The 23,925-nt window shown below is 58.9% G+C and carries 28 protein-coding genes; 16 read left to right on the forward strand and 12 right to left on the reverse strand.

Annotated elements, in window-relative coordinates:
* Positions 1-193: 193 nt before the first annotated feature.
* Together ACZZ0B_RS25610 and ACZZ0B_RS25615 are read right to left on the reverse strand one after the other, a co-directional pair.
* Complete coding sequence (locus ACZZ0B_RS25610) at positions 194-1,414, reverse strand: CaiB/BaiF CoA transferase family protein (RefSeq protein WP_158831619.1); 1,221 nt, start codon at positions 1,412-1,414, stop codon at positions 194-196.
* A 13-nt stretch (positions 1,415-1,427) separates the two neighbouring features.
* Complete coding sequence (locus tag ACZZ0B_RS25615) at positions 1,428-2,609, reverse strand: acyl-CoA dehydrogenase (RefSeq protein ID WP_440096093.1); 1,182 nt, start codon at positions 2,607-2,609, stop codon at positions 1,428-1,430.
* Positions 2,610-2,767: 158 nt separating this feature from the next.
* On the opposite strand from ACZZ0B_RS25615, the gene ACZZ0B_RS25620 reads away from it, so the two are divergent.
* The 10 genes from ACZZ0B_RS25620 (at position 2,768) to ACZZ0B_RS25665 (ending at position 12,676) form a co-directional block, all read left to right on the forward strand.
* A complete protein-coding gene (locus ACZZ0B_RS25620) occupies positions 2,768-3,667 on the forward strand; it encodes a LysR family transcriptional regulator (RefSeq protein WP_008081126.1) in 900 nt (299 codons plus the stop codon).
* A 434-nt stretch (positions 3,668-4,101) separates the two neighbouring features.
* Positions 4,102-5,223 (forward strand): Re/Si-specific NAD(P)(+) transhydrogenase subunit alpha, encoded by a 1,122-nt coding sequence (locus ACZZ0B_RS25625; RefSeq protein WP_463546517.1) that lies wholly within the window; start codon positions 4,102-4,104, stop codon positions 5,221-5,223.
* Positions 5,224-5,238: 15 nt separating this feature from the next.
* Complete coding sequence (locus ACZZ0B_RS25630; RefSeq protein WP_003187417.1) at positions 5,239-5,559, forward strand: NAD(P) transhydrogenase subunit alpha part 2; 321 nt, start codon at positions 5,239-5,241, stop codon at positions 5,557-5,559.
* On the forward strand, positions 5,559-6,992 hold the full coding sequence (locus ACZZ0B_RS25635) for an NAD(P)(+) transhydrogenase (Re/Si-specific) subunit beta (RefSeq protein WP_016985542.1): 1,434 nt from the start codon (positions 5,559-5,561) through the stop codon (positions 6,990-6,992). The genes ACZZ0B_RS25630 and ACZZ0B_RS25635 overlap by 1 nt, the downstream gene beginning before the upstream one ends.
* 214 nt (positions 6,993-7,206) lie before the next feature.
* Positions 7,207-8,700, forward strand: a complete 1,494-nt coding sequence (locus ACZZ0B_RS25640) for an acetyl-CoA hydrolase/transferase family protein (RefSeq protein ID WP_463546518.1) — start codon at positions 7,207-7,209, stop codon at positions 8,698-8,700.
* 321 nt (positions 8,701-9,021) lie between these two features.
* A complete protein-coding gene (locus ACZZ0B_RS25645) occupies positions 9,022-9,237 on the forward strand; it encodes a DUF1127 domain-containing protein (RefSeq protein ID WP_008081135.1) in 216 nt (71 codons plus the stop codon).
* A gap of 374 nt (positions 9,238-9,611) precedes the next feature.
* Entirely contained in the window at positions 9,612-9,929 is a 318-nt protein-coding gene (locus tag ACZZ0B_RS25650; RefSeq protein WP_008081137.1) for a DUF2388 domain-containing protein, read from the forward strand.
* A 108-nt stretch (positions 9,930-10,037) separates the two neighbouring features.
* On the forward strand, positions 10,038-10,355 hold the full coding sequence (locus ACZZ0B_RS25655) for a DUF2388 domain-containing protein (RefSeq protein WP_053116412.1): 318 nt from the start codon (positions 10,038-10,040) through the stop codon (positions 10,353-10,355).
* Positions 10,356-10,397: 42 nt separating this feature from the next.
* The gene (locus ACZZ0B_RS25660) at positions 10,398-10,718 is read left to right on the forward strand and encodes a DUF2388 domain-containing protein (protein WP_007911662.1); all 321 of its coding nucleotides are present in this window, start codon (positions 10,398-10,400) and stop codon (positions 10,716-10,718) included.
* Positions 10,715-12,676, forward strand: a complete 1,962-nt coding sequence (locus tag ACZZ0B_RS25665; RefSeq protein WP_463546519.1) for a DUF7844 domain-containing protein — start codon at positions 10,715-10,717, stop codon at positions 12,674-12,676. Before ACZZ0B_RS25660 ends, ACZZ0B_RS25665 begins: the two co-directional genes overlap by 4 nt.
* 202 nt (positions 12,677-12,878) lie before the next feature.
* Here the strand turns inward: ACZZ0B_RS25665 and ACZZ0B_RS25670 are convergent, their stop codons facing one another.
* The 3 genes from ACZZ0B_RS25670 to trpB form a co-directional block, all read right to left on the reverse strand.
* A complete protein-coding gene (locus tag ACZZ0B_RS25670; RefSeq protein WP_463546520.1) occupies positions 12,879-13,334 on the reverse strand; it encodes an anti-virulence regulator CigR family protein in 456 nt (151 codons plus the stop codon).
* A gap of 122 nt (positions 13,335-13,456) precedes the next feature.
* On the reverse strand, positions 13,457-14,269 hold the full coding sequence (gene trpA, locus ACZZ0B_RS25675) for a tryptophan synthase subunit alpha (RefSeq protein WP_158831633.1): 813 nt from the start codon (positions 14,267-14,269) through the stop codon (positions 13,457-13,459).
* Positions 14,269-15,516, reverse strand: coding sequence for a tryptophan synthase subunit beta (trpB, locus tag ACZZ0B_RS25680; RefSeq protein ID WP_077575227.1), 1,248 nt, complete (start codon positions 15,514-15,516; stop codon positions 14,269-14,271). The genes trpA and trpB overlap by 1 nt, the downstream gene beginning before the upstream one ends.
* 114 nt (positions 15,517-15,630) lie before the next feature.
* On the opposite strand from trpB, the gene ACZZ0B_RS25685 reads away from it, so the two are divergent.
* Positions 15,631-16,548 (forward strand): LysR family transcriptional regulator, encoded by a 918-nt coding sequence (locus tag ACZZ0B_RS25685; protein WP_008081149.1) that lies wholly within the window; start codon positions 15,631-15,633, stop codon positions 16,546-16,548.
* On the opposite strand, the gene ACZZ0B_RS25690 is transcribed toward ACZZ0B_RS25685, so the two are convergent.
* Positions 16,521-16,847 carry an ElaB/YgaM/YqjD family protein gene (locus ACZZ0B_RS25690; RefSeq protein WP_007911686.1) on the reverse strand — a complete coding sequence of 109 codons (327 nt, stop codon included), beginning with the start codon at positions 16,845-16,847 and terminating at the stop codon, positions 16,521-16,523. The genes ACZZ0B_RS25685 and ACZZ0B_RS25690 overlap by 28 nt on opposite strands.
* 157 nt (positions 16,848-17,004) lie before the next feature.
* On the opposite strand from ACZZ0B_RS25690, the gene ACZZ0B_RS25695 reads away from it, so the two are divergent.
* Together ACZZ0B_RS25695 and ACZZ0B_RS25700 are read left to right on the forward strand one after the other, a co-directional pair.
* Positions 17,005-17,220, forward strand: a complete 216-nt coding sequence (locus ACZZ0B_RS25695; RefSeq protein ID WP_008081151.1) for a dodecin — start codon at positions 17,005-17,007, stop codon at positions 17,218-17,220.
* A gap of 127 nt (positions 17,221-17,347) precedes the next feature.
* Positions 17,348-17,572 (forward strand): DUF1161 domain-containing protein, encoded by a 225-nt coding sequence (locus tag ACZZ0B_RS25700; protein ID WP_008081153.1) that lies wholly within the window; start codon positions 17,348-17,350, stop codon positions 17,570-17,572.
* A gap of 158 nt (positions 17,573-17,730) precedes the next feature.
* On the opposite strand, the gene ACZZ0B_RS25705 is transcribed toward ACZZ0B_RS25700, so the two are convergent.
* Positions 17,731-18,732, reverse strand: coding sequence for an LLM class flavin-dependent oxidoreductase (locus tag ACZZ0B_RS25705; RefSeq protein WP_463546521.1), 1,002 nt, complete (start codon positions 18,730-18,732; stop codon positions 17,731-17,733).
* A gap of 242 nt (positions 18,733-18,974) precedes the next feature.
* On the opposite strand from ACZZ0B_RS25705, the gene ACZZ0B_RS25710 reads away from it, so the two are divergent.
* Entirely contained in the window at positions 18,975-19,406 is a 432-nt protein-coding gene (locus ACZZ0B_RS25710; protein ID WP_463546522.1) for an OsmC family protein, read from the forward strand.
* Between the two features lie 266 nt (positions 19,407-19,672).
* Positions 19,673-19,912, forward strand: a complete 240-nt coding sequence (locus ACZZ0B_RS25715) for a DUF1161 domain-containing protein (RefSeq protein ID WP_008081158.1) — start codon at positions 19,673-19,675, stop codon at positions 19,910-19,912.
* Between the two features lie 6 nt (positions 19,913-19,918).
* On the opposite strand, the gene ACZZ0B_RS25720 is transcribed toward ACZZ0B_RS25715, so the two are convergent.
* Together ACZZ0B_RS25720 and ACZZ0B_RS25725 are read right to left on the reverse strand one after the other, a co-directional pair.
* A complete protein-coding gene (locus ACZZ0B_RS25720; protein WP_463546523.1) occupies positions 19,919-20,338 on the reverse strand; it encodes a PA0061/PA0062 family lipoprotein in 420 nt (139 codons plus the stop codon).
* 40 nt (positions 20,339-20,378) lie between these two features.
* Positions 20,379-20,801 carry a PA0061/PA0062 family lipoprotein gene (locus tag ACZZ0B_RS25725; RefSeq protein ID WP_440096085.1) on the reverse strand — a complete coding sequence of 141 codons (423 nt, stop codon included), beginning with the start codon at positions 20,799-20,801 and terminating at the stop codon, positions 20,379-20,381.
* A gap of 60 nt (positions 20,802-20,861) precedes the next feature.
* On the opposite strand from ACZZ0B_RS25725, the gene ACZZ0B_RS25730 reads away from it, so the two are divergent.
* Positions 20,862-21,938, forward strand: coding sequence for an aminopeptidase (locus ACZZ0B_RS25730; RefSeq protein ID WP_463546524.1), 1,077 nt, complete (start codon positions 20,862-20,864; stop codon positions 21,936-21,938).
* Between the two features lie 111 nt (positions 21,939-22,049).
* Here ACZZ0B_RS25730 and ACZZ0B_RS25735 read toward each other — a convergent pair whose 3' ends face one another.
* The 3 genes from ACZZ0B_RS25735 to ACZZ0B_RS25745 all read right to left on the reverse strand — a co-directional run bounded on the left by ACZZ0B_RS25735 (position 22,050) and on the right by ACZZ0B_RS25745 (position 23,904).
* A complete protein-coding gene (locus tag ACZZ0B_RS25735; protein ID WP_463546525.1) occupies positions 22,050-22,508 on the reverse strand; it encodes an REP-associated tyrosine transposase in 459 nt (152 codons plus the stop codon).
* 170 nt (positions 22,509-22,678) lie between these two features.
* Positions 22,679-23,329, reverse strand: a complete 651-nt coding sequence (locus ACZZ0B_RS25740; protein WP_463546526.1) for an HAD family hydrolase — start codon at positions 23,327-23,329, stop codon at positions 22,679-22,681.
* Positions 23,330-23,358: 29 nt separating this feature from the next.
* Complete coding sequence (locus ACZZ0B_RS25745; RefSeq protein ID WP_463546527.1) at positions 23,359-23,904, reverse strand: gamma carbonic anhydrase family protein; 546 nt, start codon at positions 23,902-23,904, stop codon at positions 23,359-23,361.
* Positions 23,905-23,925: the final 21 nt, after the last annotated feature.

Below are 23,925 nucleotides of genomic sequence, written 5' to 3' on the forward strand. Positions count from 1 at the left end.
TACATAACTCATTGAATCTCAAGGAGTTTTCCGTTTCGACTGCGCCGGAAGTGGGGCGAATTATAGACACCTGAGATCTGCCGTCAACCGTTAATTTCGCTTTTCTTTCAATCACTTGCAGATTGGTTAAAGAACGACCAAATGCATCTATATAAAGGAAGCAAACGTGATCCCTTCTATATAGAAGGGATCTTTAGAGCACCCCAGCCGCCTTCAGCTCAGCCACCGCACCCGCGCCCAAGCCCAGCACACCTTGAAGAACCTCCAGCGTATGCTCACCCAATAAAGGAGGGGCGCGCCGATACTCAACCGGTGTCTGCGACATGCGGATAGGGCTGGCCACTTGCGGCACCATTCCCGCCAGTGCGTGCGGCAGCTCTATCGCCAGACCACGCGCCTTCACCTGCGGATCCTCGAATACCTGCGACAGATCATTGATTGGCCCACAAGGCACGCCCGCCTGCTCCAGCTCGGCAACCCACTCGGCAGTCGTCTTGAACACCGTCGCCTGGCGAATCAGCGGAATCAACACCGTCCGATTCGCTACTCGCAGCTTATTAGTAGCAAACCGCGGATCGTCAGCCCACTGCGGCTGCCCGGCCACTTCGGCAAACTTGCGGAATTGCCCGTCATTACCCACGGTAAGAATGAAATCGCCGTCAGCTGTAGGAAAGTCCTGATAAGGCACGATGTTCGGATGCGCATTGCCCAGACGCTTCGGCGCGTTGCCCGTCGTCAGGTAATTCATCGCCTGGTTCGCCAGACACGCAACCTGCACATCCAGCAACGCCATATCGATGTGCTGACCACCCCCGTCGTGATCGCGATGAGCCAACGCCGCCAGTATCGCGACAGTCGAATAAAGCCCCGTAAGGATATCCGTCAGTGCCACACCGACCTTCACAGGCCCGGCACCTTCATCACCCTCGGGACGACCGGTCAGACTCATCAGCCCGCCCAGCCCCTGAATCATGAAGTCATAGCCAGCACGCTTGGCATAAGGCCCGGTCTGGCCGAACCCGGTGATCGAGCAATAGATCAGGTTCGGATTGATCGCCTTCAGCGATTCATAGTCCAGCCCATAAGCCGCGAGACCACCGACCTTGAAGTTCTCGATAAGAATATCGGACTTCAAAGCCAGCTCACGCACCAGCTTCTGACCCTCGGGGCGGGTGAAGTCGATGGTCACCGATTGCTTGTTGCGGTTGGCCGACAGGTAATAAGCCGCTTCCGAGGTGTTCTCGCCATAAGCGTCTTTAAGGAAGGGCGGCCCCCAGGCGCGAGTGTCGTCACCATTACCCGGGCGCTCAACCTTGATCACCTCGGCGCCAAGGTCGGCGAGGATCTGCCCGGCCCACGGCCCGGCCAACACGCGCGATAAATCCAGTACCCGCAGATGCGACAGCGCGCCCATGGTCGCTCTCCTATTAATAGAACGCCTGCAGACCGGTTTGCGCACGCCCAAGGATCAGTGCGTGAACGTCATGAGTACCTTCATAGGTATTCACCACTTCCAGGTTGACCAGGTGACGCGCCACGCCGAATTCGTCGGAGATACCGTTGCCGCCGAGCATGTCGCGCGCCATACGGGCGATGTCCAGCGACTTGCCGCAGGAGTTGCGCTTCATGATCGAAGTGATTTCGACCGCAGCGGTACCTTCGTCCTTCATGCGACCCAGGCGCAGGCAGCCTTGCAGCGCCAACGTGATCTCGGTCTGCATGTCGGCCAGTTTCTTCTGGATCAGCTGAGTAGCGGCCAATGGGCGACCGAACTGTTGGCGATCCAGCGTGTACTGGCGGGCGGTGTGCCAGCAGAACTCGGCAGCGCCCAGTGCACCCCAGGAAATGCCGTAGCGCGCAGAGTTGAGGCAAGTGAACGGGCCTTTCAGACCGCGCACGTCCGGGAAGATGTTCTCTTCCGGTACAAACACGTTGTCCATGACGATCTCGCCGGTGATCGACGCACGCAGGCCGACCTTGCCGTGAATCGCCGGAGCGCTCAGGCCTTTCCAGCCCTTCTCCAGGACGAAGCCACGAATGTCGCCGGCATCGTCCTTACCCCAGACTACGAACACGTCGGCGATCGGGCTGTTAGTGATCCACATCTTCGCGCCGGTCAGGCTGTATCCACCGTCGACTTTGCGGGCCCGGGTAATCATCGCGCCCGGGTCGGAACCGTGGTTTGGCTCGGTCAGACCGAAGCAGCCGATCCACTCGCCGGAAGCCAGTTTCGGCAGGTATTTCTGTTTCTGTGCTTCGGTGCCGAATTCGTTGATCGGTACCATTACCAGCGACGATTGCACGCTCATCATCGAGCGATAGCCGGAGTCGACCCGCTCCACTTCGCGAGCAATCAGGCCGTAGCTCACGTAGTTGAGGCCGCTGCCACCGTATTGCTCAGGGATGGTCGCGCCCAACAGGCCGACTTCGCCCATTTCGCGGAAAATCGCCGGATCAGTCTTCTCATGACGGAAAGCTTCAAGAACACGCGGCGCGAGCTTCTGCTGAGCGAACTGCTCGGCGGTGTCGCGGATCATGCGCTCTTCTTCGGTGAGCTGTTGATCCAGCAGCAGGGGATCGATCCAGTTGAAGCTAGCTTTAGCGCCCATGAGTGTGTCCTCGCAAATCGGGTGAATTAACGTGGCATTGATCCTAGGCGTGGTTCGCCGTCGCGGCAAACGAGGATTTCGCATTCTGTTGTGCTAATTTCTCACTCCGAAACGTCGCGAAATGCCTTTTATGCGGCGCATTAGTGAGGTTGACGTACATGCGCAGGAAGATCCCCAGCACCACCGCCCTGATCAGCTTTGAAGCCGCTGCACGCCACGAGAGCTTTACCCGCGCCGCCGAAGAACTTTCCCTCACCCAGGGCGCCATTTGCCGACAAATCGCCAGCCTTGAGGAGTTCCTCAGTGTGGAACTGTTCCGACGCTCGCGACGTGGAGTGAAGCTGACCGAGGCAGGACTTTCCTACAGCCGCCGAGTCGCCACGCAACTCGATGCAGTTGAGCGCGACACACTGTCGGTGATGGGCCAGCAAGGCACCAATGTGATCGAGTTGGCGGTGGTGCCAACCTTCGGTACGCAATGGCTGCTGCCGCGCCTCAAGGATTTCCAGCTCAAGCACCCGGAAGTCACGGTCAACCTGACCAACCGCACCCGGCCCTTCCTGTTTGCCGACACTGAATTCGATGCGGCGATCTACTTCGGTGACGCCGATTGGTCAGGTACCGAATCCCACAGGCTGATGGGCGAGAATCCGATGCCGGTGTGCAGCCCCGCCCTACTCGGCAACAAGACGCTTCTGACCGCCGACGAGATTGCCGAGCTACCACTACTGCAACAGACCACCCGCCCTTACGCCTGGCGACAGTGGTTCAACTCGCAACACCTGAATATCCCCCGCGACATGACAGGCCCGCGCTACGAGCTATTCTCCATGCTCGCCCAAGCGGCCATGCACGACATGGGGATCGCGCTGATTCCACCGTTCCTGATTCAGCGCGAGTTGGCTGAGAACCGCCTGGTGATTGCCAACCCGCAGGCACTCGCCAGCATCAAGGCCTATTACCTGATGATTCCCGAACGAAAGGTCGAATCGGCGTCTTTAAAGGCATTTCGCGACTGGCTGGTAAATCAGGCACAGAGCTACAGCCTAGAAGGGTGAAGGCTTTCAGCGATTATTGACCTCGTAGTCAGAAAAACCAAAGCCCTACAGATATAAGTATTTGTCGCATATGCGCAGACTGTATCCGAAAGTCGTACAGACGTCCTACAAGCGCCTGAAGACGTGGCTTTGAGCCTCCATTCACGACGTATTGCGGTCTATTCACGTCACCGATGAGAAATTTTTCCATATTGCGCCAGAATCCTTGCAGGGCACGGCCTGTAAGGGATTCGACAGGGCATGTGCGACATTCGGTCACGGCATGACTTGTAGTTAATTTTCCGTCACCCGTCATAATCCCTTGAAGGGCATAAAGTTCGCCTGCAAAATGCCGCGCCCCGCCCTGATTTGGCGGGATCGTGCTGATCGGCCGCCCCAGTCGCACCATCCGTAGTGCATGGGTTTACTCAATAAGATCACGCAGGAGATTTGACGTGCACATTGGTGTTCCTCTCGAAACCCAGACCGGTGAAACACGGGTTGCTGCAACCCCGGAAACCATTAAAAAGCTGATCGGCCAAGGTCATAAGGTCACTGTGCAAACCGGCGCCGGCGTTAAAGCCAGTGTGGTCGACAGTGCCTATGAAGCGGCAGGCGCAACCATTGGCAGTGCCAATGACGCGTTTGGCGCCGAGCTGATTCTCAAAGTGGTCGCGCCAAGCGATGCCGAACTCACGCTGATCAAGCGCGGTACGGTGTTGGTCGGCATGCTCAACCCGTTCAACAACGAAACCATCGCGAAGATGGCCGAGTGCGGCATTACCGCGTTCGCCCTCGAAGCGGCGCCGCGCACCTCGCGAGCGCAGAGTCTCGATGTGTTGTCGTCGCAGGCGAACATTGCCGGCTATAAGGCTGTGTTGCTGGCCGCTCACCACTATCCGCGCTTCATGCCAATGCTGATGACGGCTGCGGGCACCGTGAAAGCGGCGCGCGTGCTGATTCTCGGTGCCGGTGTGGCCGGGTTGCAGGCGATTGCTACGGCGAAACGTCTGGGTGCGGTGATCGAAGCGTCCGACGTGCGTCCGGCGGTGAAAGAGCAGATCGAATCCCTCGGCGCTAAGTTCGTCGACGTACCTTACGAGACCGATGAAGAGCGCGAATGCGCCGTCGGTGTCGGCGGTTACGCGCGGCCAATGCCGGCGAGCTGGATGCAGCGTCAGGCGCAGGCCGTGCACGAGCGCGCCAAGCAAGCTGACATCGTCATCACCACCGCGCTGATTCCGGGCCGCAAGGCACCGACGCTGTTGAGCGCGGACACCGTGGCGCAGATGAAACCGGGTTCGGTGGTCATCGACCTCGCGGCGGCTCAGGGCGGCAACTGCCCGCTGACCGTGGCTGATCAGGTTGTGGTCGAGAATGGCGTGACCATTTGTGGCCCGACCAACCTGGCCGGCGAAGTCGCTGCAGACGCTTCGGCGCTGTACGCACGCAACCTGCTGGACTTCCTCAAGCTGGTCTTCACCAAAGAAGGCCAGTTCGACGTCAACCTCGAAGACGACATCGTCGCCGCGTGCCTGATGTGCCGCGACGGCCAAGTCATCCGCAAAAACGCCTAAGCAGGGATTCAGACGATGGAAGAGCTTATCTCCCCCGGTATCTACAACCTGATCATCTTCGTGCTGGCGATTTATGTCGGTTACCACGTGGTCTGGAACGTTACACCTGCGCTGCACACGCCGTTGATGGCGGTAACCAACGCCATCTCGGCGATCGTGATCGTCGGCGCCATGCTGGCGGCCGCACTGACCGTCACGCCACTGGGCAAAACCATGGGCACCCTCGCCGTGGCACTGGCCGCGGTCAACGTGTTCGGTGGCTTCCTGGTCACCCGCCGCATGCTTGAGATGTTCAAGAAGAAAGCCCCGAAAGTAAAAGAAGAGGCGCCGAAGTAATGAGCATGAATCTCGTCACGACGCTCTACCTGATCGCGTCGATCTGCTTTATCCAAGCCCTCAAAGGCCTGTCGCACCCGACTACTTCGCGGCGCGGCAACCTGTTCGGCATGCTCGGCATGGCGTTGGCCATCCTGACCACTGTCGGTCTCATTTATAAGTTGGGCGCTGAGCTCGCGACTGCCGGTATCGGCTACGTGATCGTTGGCCTGCTGGTCGGCGGGACCGCCGGTTCGATCATGGCCAAGCGCGTTGAAATGACCAAGATGCCGGAACTGGTCGCCTTCATGCACAGCATGATCGGCCTCGCGGCAGTGTTCATCGCGATCGCTGCGGTGGTTGAGCCGCAATCGCTGGGCATCGTTAAACAGTTGGGCGACTCGATCCCGACGGGCAACCGCCTGGAGCTGTTCCTCGGCGCGGCGATCGGTGCGATCACCTTCTCCGGTTCGGTGATTGCGTTCGGCAAGCTGTCGGGCAAGTACAAGTTCCGTCTGTTCCAGGGCGCACCAGTACAGTTTGCTGGTCAGCACAAGCTCAACGCAGTATTGGGTCTGGCCACGCTCGCTCTCGGCCTGACCTTCATGTTCACCGGCAACCTCACCGCGTTCGCGCTGATGCTGGCGCTGGCGTTCGTGATGGGCGTGCTGATCATCATCCCGATTGGCGGTGCAGACATGCCGGTGGTGGTGTCGATGCTCAATAGCTATTCGGGCTGGGCGGCGGCGGGAATCGGCTTCTCGCTGAACAACTCGATGCTGATCATTGCCGGTTCGCTGGTGGGTTCGAGCGGTGCGATCCTTTCGTACATCATGTGCAAGGCGATGAACCGTTCCTTCTTTAATGTACTGCTCGGCGGTTTCGGCAACACGGCCGATGCAGGCCCTGCCGGTGCGAAAGAAGCCCGTCCGGTGAAATCCGGTTCGGCTGACGACGCGACTTTCCTGCTGACCAACGCCGACACCGTGATCATCGTGCCGGGTTATGGCTTGGCAGTAGCGCGTGCACAACATGCGCTGAAGGAATTGACCGAGAAGCTGACCCACCGTGGCGTGACCGTGAAGTACGCGATCCACCCGGTTGCCGGTCGTATGCCGGGGCACATGAACGTCCTGCTCGCCGAGGCCGAAGTGCCTTACGATCAGGTGTTCGAGATGGAAGACATCAACTCCGAGTTCGGCCAGGCCGACGTGGTGCTGGTGCTCGGCGCGAACGACGTGGTCAACCCGGCCGCGAAGAACGATCCGAAGTCGCCGATTGCCGGCATGCCGATTCTCGAAGCGTTCAAGGCCAAGACCATCATCGTCAACAAGCGCTCGATGGCCAGCGGCTATGCCGGCTTGGACAACGAACTGTTCTATCTGGACAAGACCATGATGGTCTTCGGCGACGCGAAGAAAGTCATCGAAGACATGGTTAAAGCGGTCGAATAACTCCCCGCTGCAGTAGCGAACGCCCCGACTTGTCGGGGCGTTTTTGTTTGCGCAAACAGTCGGACAATTTGCCGCGTTGTTGCAGATCCGGTAACGGTGTTTTACTTGAAACCCGCTGAATAGACGCCTCGTTTGCGACCTTGGTAGCGGGACAGGCGCCCGTCAAATTCACTAGACTGCGCATCCTGCTACTCGCTTCCCGAGATAATAATCCATGTACCGTGACCGTATTCGCCTGCCTTCGTTGTTGGATAAAGTGATGAGCGCCGCCGACGCAGCCGCTCTGATTGAGGACGGCATGACCGTCGGCATGAGCGGTTTCACCCGTGCCGGCGAAGCCAAAGCCGTCCCTCACGCACTGGCCGAGCGCGCCAAGGTCACGCCGCTGAAGATCAGCCTGATGACCGGTGCCAGCCTGGGCAACGACCTCGACAAGCAACTGACCGAGGCCGGCGTACTGTCGCGACGCATGCCGTTTCAGGTCGACAGCACCTTGCGCAAGGCGATCAACGCCGGCCAGGTGATGTTCATCGACCAGCATCTGTCGGAAACCGTCGAGCAACTGCGCAACCAACAATTGAAGCTGCCGGACATCGCGGTCATCGAAGCCGTGGCCATCACCGAACAAGGCCACATCGTGCCGACCACCTCGGTGGGCAACTCGGCGAGCTTCGCGATTTTCGCCAACCAGGTGATCGTCGAGATCAACCTGGCGCACAACGCCAACCTCGAAGGCCTGCATGACATTTATATCCCGACCTACCGCCCGACGCGCACGCCGATCCCTCTGGTAAAAGTCGACGACCGCATCGGTAGCACCGCAATTCCGATTCCGCCGGAGAAGATTGTCGCCATCGTCATCACCCAACAGTCGGATTCGCCGTCCACCGTGTCGACGCCGGACGTCGATACCAACGCCATCGCCGAGCACCTGATCACCTTCTTCAAACAGGAAGTCGACGCCGGGCGCATGACCAACAAGCTCGGCCCGTTGCAGGCCGGTATCGGCAACATTGCCAACGCGGTGATGTGTGGCCTGATCGATTCGCCGTTCGAAGACCTGACCATGTACTCCGAAGTGTTGCAGGATTCGACCTTCGATCTGATCGACGCCGGCAAGCTGAGCTTTGCTTCGGGCAGTTCGATCACCTTGTCGGAGCGCCGCAACAGCGACGTGTTCGGCAATCTGGAGAAGTACAAAGACAAATTGGTGCTGCGCCCGCAGGAGATCTCCAACCACCCGGAAGTGGTGCGTCGCCTGGGCATCATCGGGATCAATACGGCGCTGGAGTTCGACATCTACGGCAACGTCAATTCGACCCACGTTTGCGGTACGCGGATGATGAACGGTATCGGTGGCTCGGGCGACTTCGCGCGCAACGCGCATCTGGCGGTGTTCGTAACTAAATCGATCGCCAAGGGCGGCGCGATTTCCAGCGTGGTGCCGATGGTCAGCCACGTTGACCACACCGAGCATGACGTCGACATTCTGGTGACCGAAGTCGGTCTGGCTGACCTGCGTGGCCTGGCGCCACGGGAACGTGCGCGGGTGATCATTGATAACTGCGTGCACCCGGACTTCCGCCAGGCACTGAACGATTACTTCACGGCAGCCTGTGCTATCGGCGGCCACACGCCGCACATCCTGCGTGAAGCGCTGAGCTGGCACATGAATCTGGAAGAAACCGGGCGCATGCTGGCCGTGTAATTCACACAGATAAACCGCTGATGCAAACACAGTTTGCGTCAGCGAACTTCCGCAAGTCATGCTTCCGACAAAAACTGTACTGCTGTACTGGTCATTTCCTACGGCATTTGCCTACGTTTCCTGCCGAAATAAGCAAAAATGCACCACTTAAGTGCGCATAGGTACAGTTTGCCCAATTTTGACCCGTACACCGCGTATAAACAGTTAACTGGTCACTCACAATACAGTTGAACTGTATCTAGAGAGACTAGGCAAACGAGAGGATCATGGGCACCAGTCAAACCACTACCTGATCCCGCCACAAGCGGAAGGATGTCAACCATGGAACGTACACTCAGTTCCGAACTGTTCTTCGAAGACAAAGCTGTAAACACCCAGGCTTCCCTGCCTCTGCGCGTTCTCGCCAACCTGATGTTGTGGCAGCGCCGCATCTCCAGCCGCCACCAGTTGGCCCGTCTGGATTCGCGTCTGCTGGCTGACGCCGGTATCAGCGAAGCACAACGCTACGAAGAGCTGAGCAAGCCGTTCTGGCGCTAAGCAGCGTCGCTGGCTCTGGTCGTTAGACCCACCGCCAGCAACCCGAATTGAACAAGCAAAACCCGTCGTGGGAAACCACGACGGGTTTTGTCGTTTTAGCTCTTGAAAAGCAATACCAGTACAGTTCACATAATTTGAAATAAGACCACTACAATTGTAGGAGCTGCCGAAGGCTGCGATCTTTTGATCTTGAAAATCCAAAGCAAAAGATCGCAGCCTTCGACAGCTCCTACGGTTTTTCGTCTGGATGCTGGTTTGGCGAACGGATCTGCGCCTAATATCCACACAGAACGTGGCGAATGATGCGCAACAGGCGTCTGACTCCTCAGATACCGAGCCACCTCTCAATACGGTTTATTCACAGGAGTTACCCTATGTCCCGTCTTCGTCTGCTCAGCGCTGCCGCCCTGCTGGCCGTGGCTGCCAACGCCAGCGCCACCAGCTTCATCGTTACCACCGACGCCGTCGTGGGTGCGCTGAAATCTTCCTCCGACGCCACTTCCGACGTGACCTCGTCGTTCCGTGACGACAAAATCGTCCTCGCTGCCCGTGATGACGCGGCCAGCTTCGTCGCCACCCAAGGCGACATCCGTGGCGTGAAACTGGAAAGCGCGCTGGATCACATTCGCCACCAGGCTCCACAACTGAACGCGACTGACGCGGAGCTGGCTCAGGCCATCCTGACGATCTAATCGCTGCAAGGCATTACGGGACACGCCGGGCGTGTCCCGATGTTTCGAGACTGGCTCTGGCCCGGGCATTGCGCTAGCCTTGCGGCTCGCTAATAGTTACCGAGTCCGATGCGCTTTCTTCCAAATCTGCTGATCCCTTCCGTTTTGCTGAGCGCCTGTTGGGCGACGTCGGTCGATGCCTATGATGCTTTCAACGCGTCGACGCAAGGCATTGTCGTCAGTGGTTACGCCACCAGCATGGTGTCTTCCGCGCCTTTCGACCGTAAACTGCTGTTCGCCGCTCACGATGACGCGGCAGCGTTCGTGGCCAGTGACGGCCAATTGCGTGGGGCGCAGCTGGAATCCGCGCTTAATTACCTGCGTAAAAAACGGCCGAAACTTCATGTCTCTGACCTTGAACTGGCAGAAGCAATTCTCGTCCAATAGTTAACCTAGCCCTTAGTTAACCTGCCCCTTCGGAGTCGTTCCATGCGTAGCCCGCTGATTGCTGCCGCCCTTGGCCTGTTTTTGCTGGCCGACGTGGCTCAGGCACACACCCTGGTAGCCACCAGTAACATCATCGTTCGTGCCTCCCAGCGCACCATCGATTTCACCTCCGACACCACCACGTCGATTCGCGACTCGAAGATCATCCGTGAAGCGCACGATGACGCCGCCAGTTTCGTTGCCACCAACGGTGATATCCGTGGCGCGCACCTGGAAGCCGCACTCAACACTTTGCGCACGCGCGTCCCGGAAGCGCGCGACGCCAGTGATCAGGTACTCGCCGAAGCCATCCTCGCACTGTGAAGTCACTCGGCGCCTGGCTGCTGGCCGGCGCGTTGTTGCTACTTGGCAACAGCGCCCACGCCGGCCTGCAATTGCGGCTCAAGACCGACGGTCTGAGCCCCGCCCAACAACAGGCCAGCCAGGCGCTGATCGATGAGGCGATGCAAAAACTGCCGCCGAGCTTTATCGAGCGGCTGGATCGGCGCATCGATGTCGGCTGGACTGACGACATGCCCGCCAATGCCTACGGCCAGGCGACGCTGGTTGCCGAACTCGATCTGAACCGCAAACTGCTCGCCGGCCTCACCGATGGCAGCGCAGCGAAAGAAAAAACCAATCGCCCCCACGGCACAGTGCGCCAGGAATTGCTCGCCACGGTGCTGCACGAAATCACCCACATTTATGACCGCGCGCGCTTGTGGCCAGCCGCCGAGCGCACGCTGATCCAGCGCTGCACACGCCGCTTCAACAGTGCCGGGCTGATTGGCATTCCTGACGAATGCCGTGGCCAGAACGGTCGCCGCTTCACCCTCAGCGACGACCCGCGCCTGCTCGACCTCGCCGGTTGGCAGCAATACGTCGGCCGTCGCGGTGAACGCGAGCAGCACAACCGACAGATCGCCCGCAGCCCCGATCTCTACGAGATTTCCAGCCCGAAAGAATTCGTCGCGGTCAACATGGAGTATTTCCTCCTCGACCCGAGCTACGCCTGCCGCCGCCCGGCGCTGTACCGCTATTACCAGCAACACTTCGGCTGGGCGCCGCCGGCCAAGGACACTTGCAGCAAGACCTTTGCGTTTTTGAACGCGGGTAACGATTTCGCCAAACAGCCTTTAGGGCAGGTCGATCCGGAGCGGGTTTACGCGGTTGATTACTTGTTGGCCGAAGCCAATCAGAACTGGGTCAGCCGCTGGGGCCACAGCATGTTGCGCCTGGTGATCTGCGCGCCGGGCCGTCCGCGTGGGCCGGATTGCAGGCTCGATCTCGATCAGCATCTGGTGCTGTCGTACCGCGCCTTTGTCGGCGATGTGCAGTTGTCGAGCTGGGACGGATTGGTCGGCAAATACCCTTCACGGCTGTTCGTCCTGCCGCTTGCGCAGGTGATCGACGAATACACCAAGACCGAATTGCGCAGCCTCGCCTCCGTGCCAATCAACCTGTCACGGGAAGAGATCGAAGGCGTGGTCGAGCATGCGGCCGAAATGCACTGGAGCTACGACGGCAACTACTTCTTCCTCTCCAACAACTGCGCGGTGGAAGGTTTGAAACTGTTGCGCAGCGGCAGTGATAACAGCCGGTTCGTCGGGTTGGACAGCATCATGCCCAACGGCTTGCTGGAAGTGATGAAGGGGCGCGGGCTGGCCGATACCAGCGTGCTCGATGATCCGAAAGAAGCGCTGCGTCTGGGTTATCGTTTCGACTCGTTCCGCGATCGCTACCAGGCGATGTTTGATGTGTTGAAGAAGCAGTTGCCGATCAAACAGACCACCGTTGAGGAATGGCTGTCGCTCACTGCCGAAGAACGCCGCGAGTGGTTCGAGCGTGCGGATCTGCGCACCAGCGCCGCCTTGTTGTTGCTGGAGCAGGCGAGTTATCGACGTCAGTTGCTGTTGGCTCAGGATGAGGTCAAGCAACGCTACCTCGGCGCGCGCGAGCTGGAAAATGGCGGCATGGACAAGGCCAACGCGACGTTGCAGGAAATCCTCGCCAACAGCGGCTTCCTCAGTCGTCCGGCAGAGCTTCTTGATAGTCGTGGTTATGGGTTGCCACAGCCGAGTGAGTTCAAGCGACTGGAAGATGAAAGCAGCCAGCGGCAGAAGAAGTTGCTGGTGCTGTCGGGGGATCTGGACGCGGAGGTGCGCAAGTTGCTGGAGCCGAAGCGCGCTGCCGAGATAGCGGCGAGTGAGGAGAACGTGAAGCAGATCGGCGCGCATTTGCGCAAATTGCACAAAGCCTCTGGCGGGCTGGAACTGCCCTGAGCCTGATGCTGATGCTGATGCTGATGCTGAGTGCATACCTTGTGGCGAGGGGATTTATCCCCGATCGGCTGCGAAGCAGTCGCAATCCCAGCGAACACAGTTTGACTGAAAAACCGCATTTGCCGGATTTGGGGCTGCTTCGCAACCCGTCGGGGATAAATCCCCTCACCACAGTTGATGGCCTGCCAGTTAGATCAGACGGTCAATAGAGGACACCATCCAGGATTTCGTACACGATCCCGGTACCCACCGCGATCAGCACGATATCGCCGCCAGCCCGGCGCCATTCATACCCCGGATACACCGGCAAACGACCCAACGCGCGACTGTCCAGACGCTCGCCGTAATACCCGTGCGGCAACGGCCGGCCACGCTCCAGATGAATCCCCGGAGGCGGCGGCGCTCCGCGGACAAAGTAGCCATGATTGTCGCGAATGGTCTGGCGCACCGGGCCAAAGTCGCGCGGTGGCGGGCCACCACGGTGGTTGTTCTGCGGGCCGTGGTGATCATCACCATGGTTGTCGCCGCGGTTGTCGTGTTGGCCCTGCTGCGGGCCGCCGTGGTCGTGATCATCGCGCGGATCGGCGCTGGCCAGCAGCGGAGTTGCACTGATCATCAGTACGCCCAATCCGGCTATCAGACGTTTCGGCATTTTCATCGGGTCTTTCCTCACGGCACAAACAGCAAAAAGGGCCTCAGAACGATGTTCTGAAGCCCTCGGTCTTGCTGGATTAGTCTGCACTTTGAGGTGCTAATTCCTCTGTATCAGGAACTTTACCTTCAGCTGACGCGGGCCTTACGCACGCCTTCGGAGAGTGCCGAGCACAGGCCCAACACACCGTCGACGGCTTGGGCTGGCGTGGTCGCGTTGGCGATGTGATCGATCAATGCCGAACCCACCACCACACCATCAGCCAGACGCGCGATGGCCGCCGCTTGCTCCGGGGTACGGATGCCGAAACCGATGCTGATTGGCAGATCGGTATGCCGACGCAGACGGGTCACCGCCTCTTCGACATGCTCCAGCGTTGCAGCGCCAGCACCGGTCACACCGGCCACCGACACGTAGTAAACGAAACCGGAACTGCCATTGAGCACTTTCGGCAGACGCGCATCGTCGGTGGTCGGCGTGGTCAGACGGATGAAGTCCAGACCGGCAGCCTGCGCCGGATCACACAGCTCGGCATTGTGCTCAGGCGGCATGTCGACCACGATCAGGCCATCGACGCCGGCCTCTTTCGCGTCAGCGATGAAGCGCTCAACGCCATACATGTGGATCGGATTGTAGTAGCCCATCAGCACCAGCGGGGTATCGCTGTTGCCTTCACGGAACTCGCGAACCATTTGCAGGGTTTTCACCAGGTTCTGCTTCGCGCCCAAGGCACGGATGTTCGCCAACTGGATCGCCGGACCGTCGGCCATCGGGTCGGTGAACGGCATGCCCAGCTCGATCACATCGGCACCGGCACCCGGTAAACCTTTGAGGATCGCCAGCGAAGTGTCGTAGTCCGGATCACCGGCGGTGACGAAAGTCACCAGCGCGGCGCGGTTCTGTTCTTTGAGGTCGGCAAAACGGGTTTGCAGGCGGCTCATCAGTGTTTCTCCTGCTTGGATGGCTCTTGTTGAGAGTTTTCCATGTGATGCATGACGGTCTGCATGTCTTTGTCGCCACGGCCCGAGAGGTTGACCACCATCAGGTGATCCTTCGGCAGCTTCGGTGCGCGTTTGAACACTTCAGCCAAGGCGTGGGCGCTTTCCAGTGCAGGAATGATCCCTTCCAGGCGGCAGCATTTGTGGAACGCGTCGAGGGCTTCGTCGTCGGTCACCGAGGTGTACTGAACGCGGCCGATGTCATGCAACCACGCGTGTTCCGGGCCGATGCCTGGATAGTCGAGGCCGGCGGAAATCGAGTGGGCGTCGATGATCTGGCCGTCGTCGTCCTGCAGCAGGAAGGTACGGTTGCCGTGCAACACACCCGGAACGCCGCCATTCAGGCTCGCCGCGTGCTTGCCGGTTTCAATGCCGTAACCCGCAGCTTCAACACCGATGATCTCAACGCTCTTGTCGTCGAGGAACGGGTGAAACAGGCCCATCGCGTTGGAACCACCACCGATGCACGCCACCAGGCTGTCCGGCAGACGACCTTCCTGCGCTTGCAACTGATCGCGGGTTTCCTTGCCGATCACGGCCTGGAAGTCGCGAACCATCGCCGGATAAGGGTGCGGGCCGGCCACGGTGCCGATCAGGTAGAAGGTGTTGTCGACGTTGGTCACCCAGTCACGCAGGGCTTCGTTCATCGCGTCTTTCAGGGTGCCAGTGCCGGCAACAACCGGAATCACTTCAGCGCCCAGCAATTTCATGCGGAAGACGTTGGCCTGCTGACGTTCGATGTCAGTGGTGCCCATGTAGATCACGCAATCCAGACCGAAACGGGCGGCGACGGTGGCCGTGGCCACGCCGTGCATGCCGGCGCCGGTCTCGGCGATGATGCGTTTCTTGCCCATGCGTCGCGCCAGCAGGATCTGGCCGATGCAGTTGTTGATCTTGTGCGCGCCGGTGTGGTTCAGCTCTTCGCGCTTGAGATAAATCTTCGCGCCGCCGCAGAATTCAGTCAGGCGTTCAGCGAAATACAGCGGGCTCGGCCGTCCGACATAGTCACGCTGGAAGTAGGCCAATTCTTCTTTGAAGGCCGGATCTTCCTTGGCCGCTTCGTATTCGCGGGCCAGATCGAGGATCAACGGCATCAGGGTTTCCGCCACGTAGCGGCCACCGAAGGAGCCAAACAGGCCGTTATCGTCCGGGCCGTTACGCAGATCAGAGGTGTTCGAAGTCTGGGTCATGAGTCGCTCCAGGTGAATTCGGGTCAAAAGACAATGACGACCACTCTACCCCTGACCTTCCAGGCTGAAAACCGATAAGATCGCCACAACCTGTCAGGAAAACTCACAGATACCATGAGCCATGACCTTCCCCCGCTGAACGCCTTGCGCGCGTTCGAAGCGACCGCCCGGCTGAACAGTGTCAGTCAGGCTGCCGAGCAGCTGCACGTTACCCACGGCGCGGTCAGTCGTCAGCTCAAAGTGCTGGAAGAACACTTGGGCGTCAGCCTGTTCGTCAAGGATGGTCGCGGCTTGAAACTCACAGATGCCGGCATGCGCTTGCGCGATGCCAGCGGCGAAGCTTTTGATCGGTTGCGCAGTGTTTGCGCCGAGTTAACTCAGAGCACCGCCGATGCGCCGTTTGTGTTGGGATGCTCGGGAAGCCTGCTGGCGCGCTGGTTTATTCCGCGTTTGGGACGATTGAATGCTGATCTGCCGGATTTGCGTCTGCATCTTTCAGCGGGTGAAGGCGATCTCGATCCTCGGCGTCCGGGGCTGGATGCTTTGCTGCTGTTCGCCGAACCGCCATGGCCGGCAGACATGCAAGTTTATGAATTGGCCGCAGAACGTATCGGCCCGGTCATGAGCCCATTGTTCAGCGGCTACCAACGTCTGCAAACCGCGCCAGCCTCGGCCCTGCTCAATGAACCGCTGCTGCACACCACCTCGCGCCCACAAGCGTGGCCAAGCTGGGCTCAGCAAAGCGACCTCGACGCAAAAGCGTTGAAGCTCGGGCAAGGTTTCGAGCATTTGTATTATTTACTGGAGGCAGCCGTCGCTGGTCTCGGCGTGGCAATCGCGCCGGAGCCGCTGGTGACGGAAGATTTGAAGGCCGGTCGCCTGGTTGCGCCATGGGGTTTCTGTGAAACCCCGGCGCAACTGGCGTTGTGGCTACCCAAGCGCGCCGCAGACGGACGCGCTCGGCAACTGGCGCAATGGCTCAAGAATGAGCTGCGCCAGAGCGATCACTCGCCGCGCTTGAACAGCAAGTAAGCAGCGAGCAGACCGATTGCACCGACCGCGACACCGGCAGTCGTCCACGGATGTTCCTGCGCGTAGTCGCGGGTGGCGATCCCGGTCTCGCGGGTTTTCACTTTGACTTCTTCATAGGCGTCGCTGAGCAGATGACGCGAATGTTTCAGTGCGCTTTCGGCGTTGCTTTTCAGCGCCTTGAGGGTCTTGCGCGACTCGTCCGAAGCGTCGTCCTTCAGGCTTTCCAACGACTTGAGCAGACTCTCGATCTCGGCTTCCATGCTTTGCAACGAGGCTTTACGTAAAGAGGTGTTGGCCATGGTGGCTCTCCTGCATTGGTGATGAGTGGCGTGTGTTGTTTGGGACTTCAACGGTTTGAGAAAGTGCAGAAAATCTGAACTTCGCCTGCGCAGAGCCACCGAAATCAACAGTGCAGATTCACTGCTAGTCTCAATTCCACACGCCAAGGAGTTCGTTATGAGTGACCACCACACGTACAAGAAAGTCGAGCTGGTCGGTTCGTCGACCACCAGCATCGAAGACGCCATCAACAACGCAATTGCTGAAGCCAACAAGACCATTCGCAACCTGGAATGGTTTGAAGTGACCGAAACCCGTGGTCACATCAAGGACGGCAAGGCCGCGCATTTTCAGGTGACATTGAAAGTCGGTTTCAAGATTGCCAGTAGCTGAGTTTGGTCTAGTCTTCTGAACTTGCGCGCTGGCCGAGTGCCATAGGAATGGCAAAGCGCTACAGGGTGAGTGCATCGGGTGAACGCTCGATGCCCGCCTCTTTTAATCCGACCAGGGAGTGCGACCGATGAAGAAGTTCATGTTGGCAGTAGGTTTGTTGAGCCTTGCGGGTGGTGCGTTTGCTGCCGGTAAGCCTTGTGAAGAGCTGAAAAGCGAGATCGCGGCGAAAATTGATGCCAAAGGTGCGTCCAATTACTCGCTGGAGGTTGTCGATAAAGGCGCAGCGGCTGACGGTAAAGTGGTCGGCACCTGCGAAGGTGGCACCAAGGAAATCGTCTACAAACGCGGTTGATCGCGCCTGAAATACAAAAGCCGACGCCAATGCGTCGGCTTTTTTGTGTCTCATGTAGGAGCTGCGGCACGCTGCGATCTTTTGATCTTGCTCTAAAAACCTGGATCAAAAGATCGCAGCCTCGTTTCACTCGACAGCTCCTACAGGGGGGGTGCGCGTTATCCCTTCATGGCTTGTGCCAGCAGTTCGTAGGAATGCACGCGATCGGCGTGTTCGTAGAGATCACTGGTGAAAATCAGCTCATCCGCCTGCGTCTGCTCAATCAGCACTTCCAGCTTCGCGCGGATTTTCGCTGGGCTGCCGACCATCGCCAGCCCAAGGAAATCACCCACCGCCTCACGCTCATGCGGCAGCCACAGGCCGTCCATGGTTTTCACCGGCGGACGCTGCACCAGACTCTGCCCACGCATCAACGCCAGAATGCGCTGGTACACCGAAGTCGCCAGGTAATCAGCCTGTTCATCGGTATCCGCTGCCACCAACGGCACACCGAGCATCACGTACGGCTTGTCGAGCACCGCCGATGGCTTGAAGTGATTGCGATAGACGCGGATCGCCTCGTGCATGAAGCGCGGGGCGAAATGCGAGGCGAAGGCGTACGGCAAACCACGCTCACCGGCCAGTTGCGCACTGAACAGGCTGGAACCGAGCAACCAGATCGGCACATTGGTACCCGTGCCCGGCATCGCAATCACCCGCTGATCCGGGGTACGCGGGCCGAGGAAACGCACCAGTTCGGCGACGTCCTCGGGGAAATCATCAGCGCTACCGGAGCGTTCACGGCGCAGCGCACGCGCGGTCATTTGATCGGAACCGGGCGCACGGCCCAGACCCAGATCGATCCGCCCCGGGTACAGGCTTTCCAGCGTGCCGAACTGTTCGGCGATCACCAGCGGTGCGTGGTTGGGCAACATCACGCCACCGGAGCCGACACGAATGGTCGACGTACCGCCGGCCAGATAGCCGAGCAGCACCGACGTTGCCGAGCTGGCGATGCCGTCCATGTTGTGGTGTTCCGCCACCCAGAACCGCGTGTAGCCGAATTTCTCGACGTGCTGCGCCAGATCCAGCGAATTGCGTAGCGCCTGCGCCGGGCTGCCGTTTTCGCGCACTGGCACCAGGTCGAGAGTAGAAAATTTTACGTCGGACAGTTGCTTCATAAACCTGCGTCTCCGAGTGAGGCGGCAGGTTTTTCTTTGCGAACGAAAACCTGCCGAATCCATAAGCGTGTTTAAGCAATAAGGGCATATACCCGAGTTTCAATAGCGGAGCCGAAATTTCCTACTAAAAAAGTCAACGATTCAGACGGGCTGAACTTTGTCCCGGCGTCTATCCTCAGAAGCCTTGCAAGCAAAAACCACGACGGCGCGGCGTTTCCGCGTCAGATCTTGAGGAGGCAGACATGGCTATCGTGAAGAAAGCATCCGCACATTGGGCAGGCGATCTGAAAACCGGCATTGGCTCGATCTCCACTGAAACCGGTGTCCTCAGAGAAGCACCGTACGGTTTCAAGGCGCGCTTCGAGGGCGGCAAGGGCACCAACCCGGAAGAACTGATCGGCGCTGCACATGCCGGTTGTTTCTCCATGGCGTTTTCGATGATTCTCGGCGATGCGGGCCTTAAGGCTGACAGCATCGAGACCCAGGCTGAAGTGACCCTCGATCAGGTTGAGGGCGGTTTCGCAATTACTGCGGTGAAGCTGATCCTCAAGGCGAAAATCCCGGGGGCCACACAGGCGCAGTTTGATGAGCTGAGCAAAAAGGCCAAGGAAGGGTGCCCGGTGTCGAAAGTGCTGAATGCGCAGATCAGCCTTGAGGCGACGTTGGTCAGTTGATCGCGCGCGATCCAGCCACAGCAACATAATCCCTGTGGGAGCTGGCTTGCCAGCGATAGCGGTGTATCTGGCGACCTCAATGGTCGCTGTGCCGACGCCATCGCTGGCGAGCCAGCTCCCACAGGTTTTTCAGGGCACCTGATATTTCGTCAATTCCTCCACACATCTTGTGAGCGAAGTCAGAACTCGTTTTATGAAAATATGGTCGAATACATGACAGCAGCTTCAGCGCACACCCGTGCGCGCTGCCTCAGGGAGCTTCACTCATGAAACGTATTGGCTTGGCGATCCTTTGCAGTGCACTGGCCACCTCGGTAGTTGCAGCACCGAAAGACTGCGAAGAACTGAGAAAAGAAATCGAAATCAAGATCCAGGCCAAAGCCGTGCCCTCGTACACGCTGGAAATCGTCAGCAAGGAAGAGGCGGCCAAACACGACATAGCCATGGTGGTGGGTTCGTGTGAGAACGGCACCAAAGCGATCATCTATCAGAAGAACGACTCCTGATAACGCCTACGGCACGCAGTTGATCTGCCGTTCTTCGGCAACGATCTGCCCCTGACGATTGATCAACCGGGCGCTTGGTGTGAAGGCCAGCGAGCGGGCTTCGAGCCGGTAACGTTGCCCGGCTTCGAAGTGGTCATAAGGCACGGTCATGTAGCACAGCCGCTCCTGCGGGTCGGTGTCCATGCCCTGGCCGCCGCCGAAAATCTCGAAATCGAAGCGCACCGTCAGTTCATGGCTGCCCGGCGCGACCTGAAAAAAGCGTCCGTCCTGCAGGCGCACATTGTCCAGCCGTTCCGCCATCAACACCTTGCCGCCGGGTGTCGGCATCGCAAAGTCGACCCAGGCTTTGCCGGGATCCGCCGCTGGCAGCGGGCTCTGACAGCCGGCAAGCACACTTCCTACCAGCAACAACGTCAACCTGCGCATGATCAATGTCCTTTGATGTGGACAGCCAGCATAACGCCGATCAAGTCTTCTGGCAGCCCGCCGGTGTGCCCTGCCCCACCACGTTGCGCTGCTCATCATAAAGTTTGGCCCATGGCCGGAAACCGATGCTGCCGGCCTGTAATTGATAACGCTGACCGGCATTGAAATCCTTGAATTTCACGTTCATCCGGCAATCACGCCACAGCGGTTCGGCATCGGGGCCGATGTTGGTGGCGTCGACCGGAAACTGATAGCGCACCGTCAACTCATGGCTGCCGGGCTGTACCTCGAAGTAACGTTTATCGACGGCCGCGCTGCTATCGACCTTCAGCGCTTGCAGTGCCGTGTCCTGCTGCCGTGCATCAAGATCAATCCAGGCTTGCGAAGGGTCCGGATCGGGCATTCCGAAATGGGCACAACCGGCCAGCGTCAGCAGGCCTCCCGTCAGCATCAACATGCGCATAGCGGTGCTCCTTAAGGCGGGATAGTCTTGCGAGCAGACTCTCCGGGGGGATTTCTTATTTTGATCAGGCCGTTTCCAAGCCATGGGTTACTTGATCGCGTTTTTCGGGTTTTGTTTCCGGGTGTGATGTTTTTGTTGCTCAACGGTTGCGCCAGCGTCAGCTATTACGGCCAGTTGGCCAGTGGCCAACTGCAACTGTTGCGGGCGCGTGAGCCGGTGGCAAAGGTCATTGCCGACCCCAGCCGCGACGCCACGTTGCGCGCGCACCTGAGCCAATCGCAAAAGGCCCGTGCATTCGCCAGCGAGCATCTGCACCTGCCGGACAACCAGAGCTATCGCCTGTACGCCGACATTGGCCGGCCGTTCGTGGTGTGGAATGTGTTCGCCACTCAGGAGTTTTCCCTGACGCCGCAGAATCATTGCTTTCCGATTGCCGGGTGCGTGGCCTATCGCGGCTATTACAGCCAGGGCGCGGCGCGGGGTGAAGCGGCGATCCAGCGCTTGCAGGGCATGGACGTGTCGATTGGCGGCGTCGAGGCTTACTCGACGCTCGGCTGGTTCAACGATCCGATCATCAACACGATGCTGGGCTGGGGCGATGAACGCCTGGCCACGCTGATCTTTCACGAACTGGCGCATCAGCGTTTCTATGTGAAGGATGACACCGAGTTCAACGAGTCCTTCGCCACCTTTGTCGAGCAGGAAGGCACACGGCAGTGGCGCGCGTTTCGCGGGTTGCCGGCGGATAAAAATTCTCGGCTCAAGCAACGCGATCAATTCATTGAGTTAGTCCTCGATACCCGCTCACGGCTTGAAAAGCTGTACGCACAGCCATTGCCGGCTGAGCGGATGCGCGAACGCAAAGCGGCCGAGTTCGAACAGTTTCGCCGGGATTATCGGGTGAAGAGGGACAGCCAGTGGGCCGGGGACAAGCGCTATGACGCTTGGGTGAACGCGCCGCTGAACAATGCACGGTTGTTGCCGTTTGGGCTGTATGACCAGTGGGTGCCGGCGTTTTCGGCGTTGTTCAAACAAGTCGGGGGGGATTGGCTGAGATTTTATGCGCAGGTTGAACGATTGGGTGGGTTGCCGGTTACTGAGCGCAAGGCGGCGCTCAAGGCATTGGCGCAATCCTGATTTTGCATTGGCTGGGCCGGCCTCTTCGCGGGCAAGCCTTGCTCCTACAGATGAATCGCGGGTGCGCTTTTTGTAGGAGCAAGGCTTGCCCGCGAAAGGGCCTCTGAATGCTCATACCCAAATGGCATCCCAAAGCGGATAGTCGCCAATCTTCTTGACCAGTCCAGCACGCAGCGGGTTAGCAACGAGGTATCGGGCAACCGCTTGAAGATCCTCTTCTCGCCTGATTGCTCTGTCATGAAAGCCTGACTGCCACAGGGTTCCCTCCATTTTAAGCAACCGATTCAAGCCAACCGTGGTGCGAGATTTTGTTCGCCCCATCAACGACGGTAGCGTCGAGTTTTGCAGCTCAATCAGCCAATGAATATGGTCAGGCATGACCACCCAGGCCAATGATTTCGCCAGTTGCTCTTGCTCTGCTTTCTGGAAAGCATTGACGGCCAGTCGGCCGGCCGCAAACGTAGAAAAAACCGGGCGACGGTTTCGGACTACTGCAGTCAGCAGATAAATCTGTCCTTCACCGGAATAGCGGCCGAGGCGCAGGCGGTGGGCGTGGCATGGGCTTTTCATAAGCGATCCTCCTTGATCGTGAACTCTGCATTCACAGTAGATCGTTGGAGGAGGACTCGATGAAGAACAATTAATCGGGATGTTACTGAGGGCCTCTTCGCGGGCAAGCCTTGCTCCTACAGACCATGTTTCCTTTGTAGGAGCAAAGCTTGCTCGCGAAGACTGACTGATCAGCGCCGCAAAAACGCCTGATGCATCTCATCCAGTGTTTCAAAGTGATAAGCCGGCGCCTCGGCATTCAGCTCTTCAAAACTGCCAAATCCATAACCGACCGCCGCCGCATCCAGGCCATTGCTGCGCGCACCGATCAGGTCGTGTTTGCGGTCGCCGATCATCAGCGTATTCGCCGGAACCAGCCCCTCTTCCTTCATCAGGTGCGCAATCAGCTCGACCTTGTTGGTGCGCGTGCCATCCAGTTCGCTGCCGTAAATGACCTTGAAGTGCCGGGCGAAATCAAAGTGCCGGGCGATCTCGCGGGCGAATATCCACGGTTTGGACGTCGCGATATACAACTGCCGACCTTGGCCACCGAGGGTTTCCAGCAACGGTGTGACGCCGTCAAACATACGGTTCTCGTACAGGCCAGTGACCTTGAAGCGCTCGCGATAGAAATTCACCGCCTCCCACGCCTTGGCCTCATCAAAATCATAGAACTGCATGAACGCCTGCAACAGCGGCGGGCCGATGAAGTGTTCGAGCTTGGTCAGGTCCGGCTCATCGATGCCGAGCTTGGCCAAGGCAAACTGAATGGAACGGGTGATGCCTTCACGCGGGTCGGTGAGGGTGCCATCGAGGTCGAACAGTACGGTTTGGTAATGCATGGGAATTCCTGGGCAGTCGCCAATTCAGTTCAGAGTGTGTCGTAGCCTTCGGCCAGATGCAGATCCTTGAGCTTTACGTAATTGGCGGCGCTGTAGGTGAAGAAGGCGCGTTCCTTGTCGCTCAACGAACGGACCTGTTTCACCGGGCTACCCACGTAGAGGAAACCGCTTTCCAGGCGCTTGCCCGGCGGCACCAGGCTGCCGGCGCCGATGATCACGTCGTCTTCAACCACCGCGCCGTCCATGACGATGCTGCCCATGCCGATCAGCACGCGGCTGCCGACGCTGCAGCCATGCAGCATGACTTTGTGGGCGATGGTCACGTCGTCGCCGATCAGCAGCGAAAAGCCGTCGGGGTTGAACGGGCCGGCGTGGGTGATGTGCAACACGCAGCCGTCCTGCACGCTGGTGCGCGCACCGATGCGGATGCGGTGCATGTCGCCACGGATCACGGTCAGCGGCCAGACCGAGCTGTCTGCGCCGATTTCGACGTCGCCGATCACCACCGCCGAGCTGTCGACAAATGCGCCTTTGCTCAGGCTGGGGGTGTGATTCTGGTACTTGCGAACGGACACGATAATTTCTCTCTCTGTCGC

The sequence above is a fragment of the Pseudomonas sp. AC247 genome (assembly GCF_979258015.1).

Coding starts and splice junctions, on each gene's coding strand:
- ACZZ0B_RS25610 (WP_158831619.1), bottom strand. CDS start 1,414: ATGGGCGCGCTGTCGCATCTGCGGGTACTGGATTTATCGCGCGTGTTG.
- ACZZ0B_RS25615 (WP_440096093.1), bottom strand. CDS start 2,609: ATGGGCGCTAAAGCTAGCTTCAACTGGATCGATCCCCTGCTGCTGGAT.
- ACZZ0B_RS25620 (WP_008081126.1), top strand. CDS start 2,768: ATGCGCAGGAAGATCCCCAGCACCACCGCCCTGATCAGCTTTGAAGCC.
- ACZZ0B_RS25630 (WP_003187417.1), top strand. CDS start 5,239: ATGGAAGAGCTTATCTCCCCCGGTATCTACAACCTGATCATCTTCGTG.
- ACZZ0B_RS25635 (WP_016985542.1), top strand. CDS start 5,559: ATGAGCATGAATCTCGTCACGACGCTCTACCTGATCGCGTCGATCTGC.
- ACZZ0B_RS25640 (WP_463546518.1), top strand. CDS start 7,207: ATGTACCGTGACCGTATTCGCCTGCCTTCGTTGTTGGATAAAGTGATG.
- ACZZ0B_RS25645 (WP_008081135.1), top strand. CDS start 9,022: ATGGAACGTACACTCAGTTCCGAACTGTTCTTCGAAGACAAAGCTGTA.
- ACZZ0B_RS25650 (WP_008081137.1), top strand. CDS start 9,612: ATGTCCCGTCTTCGTCTGCTCAGCGCTGCCGCCCTGCTGGCCGTGGCT.
- ACZZ0B_RS25655 (WP_053116412.1), top strand. CDS start 10,038: ATGCGCTTTCTTCCAAATCTGCTGATCCCTTCCGTTTTGCTGAGCGCC.
- ACZZ0B_RS25660 (WP_007911662.1), top strand. CDS start 10,398: ATGCGTAGCCCGCTGATTGCTGCCGCCCTTGGCCTGTTTTTGCTGGCC.
- ACZZ0B_RS25670 (WP_463546520.1), bottom strand. CDS start 13,334: ATGAAAATGCCGAAACGTCTGATAGCCGGATTGGGCGTACTGATGATC.
- trpA (WP_158831633.1), bottom strand. CDS start 14,269: ATGAGCCGCCTGCAAACCCGTTTTGCCGACCTCAAAGAACAGAACCGC.
- trpB (WP_077575227.1), bottom strand. CDS start 15,516: ATGACCCAGACTTCGAACACCTCTGATCTGCGTAACGGCCCGGACGAT.
- ACZZ0B_RS25685 (WP_008081149.1), top strand. CDS start 15,631: ATGAGCCATGACCTTCCCCCGCTGAACGCCTTGCGCGCGTTCGAAGCG.
- ACZZ0B_RS25690 (WP_007911686.1), bottom strand. CDS start 16,847: ATGGCCAACACCTCTTTACGTAAAGCCTCGTTGCAAAGCATGGAAGCC.
- ACZZ0B_RS25695 (WP_008081151.1), top strand. CDS start 17,005: ATGAGTGACCACCACACGTACAAGAAAGTCGAGCTGGTCGGTTCGTCG.
- ACZZ0B_RS25700 (WP_008081153.1), top strand. CDS start 17,348: ATGAAGAAGTTCATGTTGGCAGTAGGTTTGTTGAGCCTTGCGGGTGGT.
- ACZZ0B_RS25705 (WP_463546521.1), bottom strand. CDS start 18,732: ATGAAGCAACTGTCCGACGTAAAATTTTCTACTCTCGACCTGGTGCCA.
- ACZZ0B_RS25710 (WP_463546522.1), top strand. CDS start 18,975: ATGGCTATCGTGAAGAAAGCATCCGCACATTGGGCAGGCGATCTGAAA.
- ACZZ0B_RS25715 (WP_008081158.1), top strand. CDS start 19,673: ATGAAACGTATTGGCTTGGCGATCCTTTGCAGTGCACTGGCCACCTCG.
- ACZZ0B_RS25720 (WP_463546523.1), bottom strand. CDS start 20,338: ATGCGCAGGTTGACGTTGTTGCTGGTAGGAAGTGTGCTTGCCGGCTGT.
- ACZZ0B_RS25725 (WP_440096085.1), bottom strand. CDS start 20,801: ATGCGCATGTTGATGCTGACGGGAGGCCTGCTGACGCTGGCCGGTTGT.
- ACZZ0B_RS25735 (WP_463546525.1), bottom strand. CDS start 22,508: ATGAAAAGCCCATGCCACGCCCACCGCCTGCGCCTCGGCCGCTATTCC.
- ACZZ0B_RS25740 (WP_463546526.1), bottom strand. CDS start 23,329: ATGCATTACCAAACCGTACTGTTCGACCTCGATGGCACCCTCACCGAC.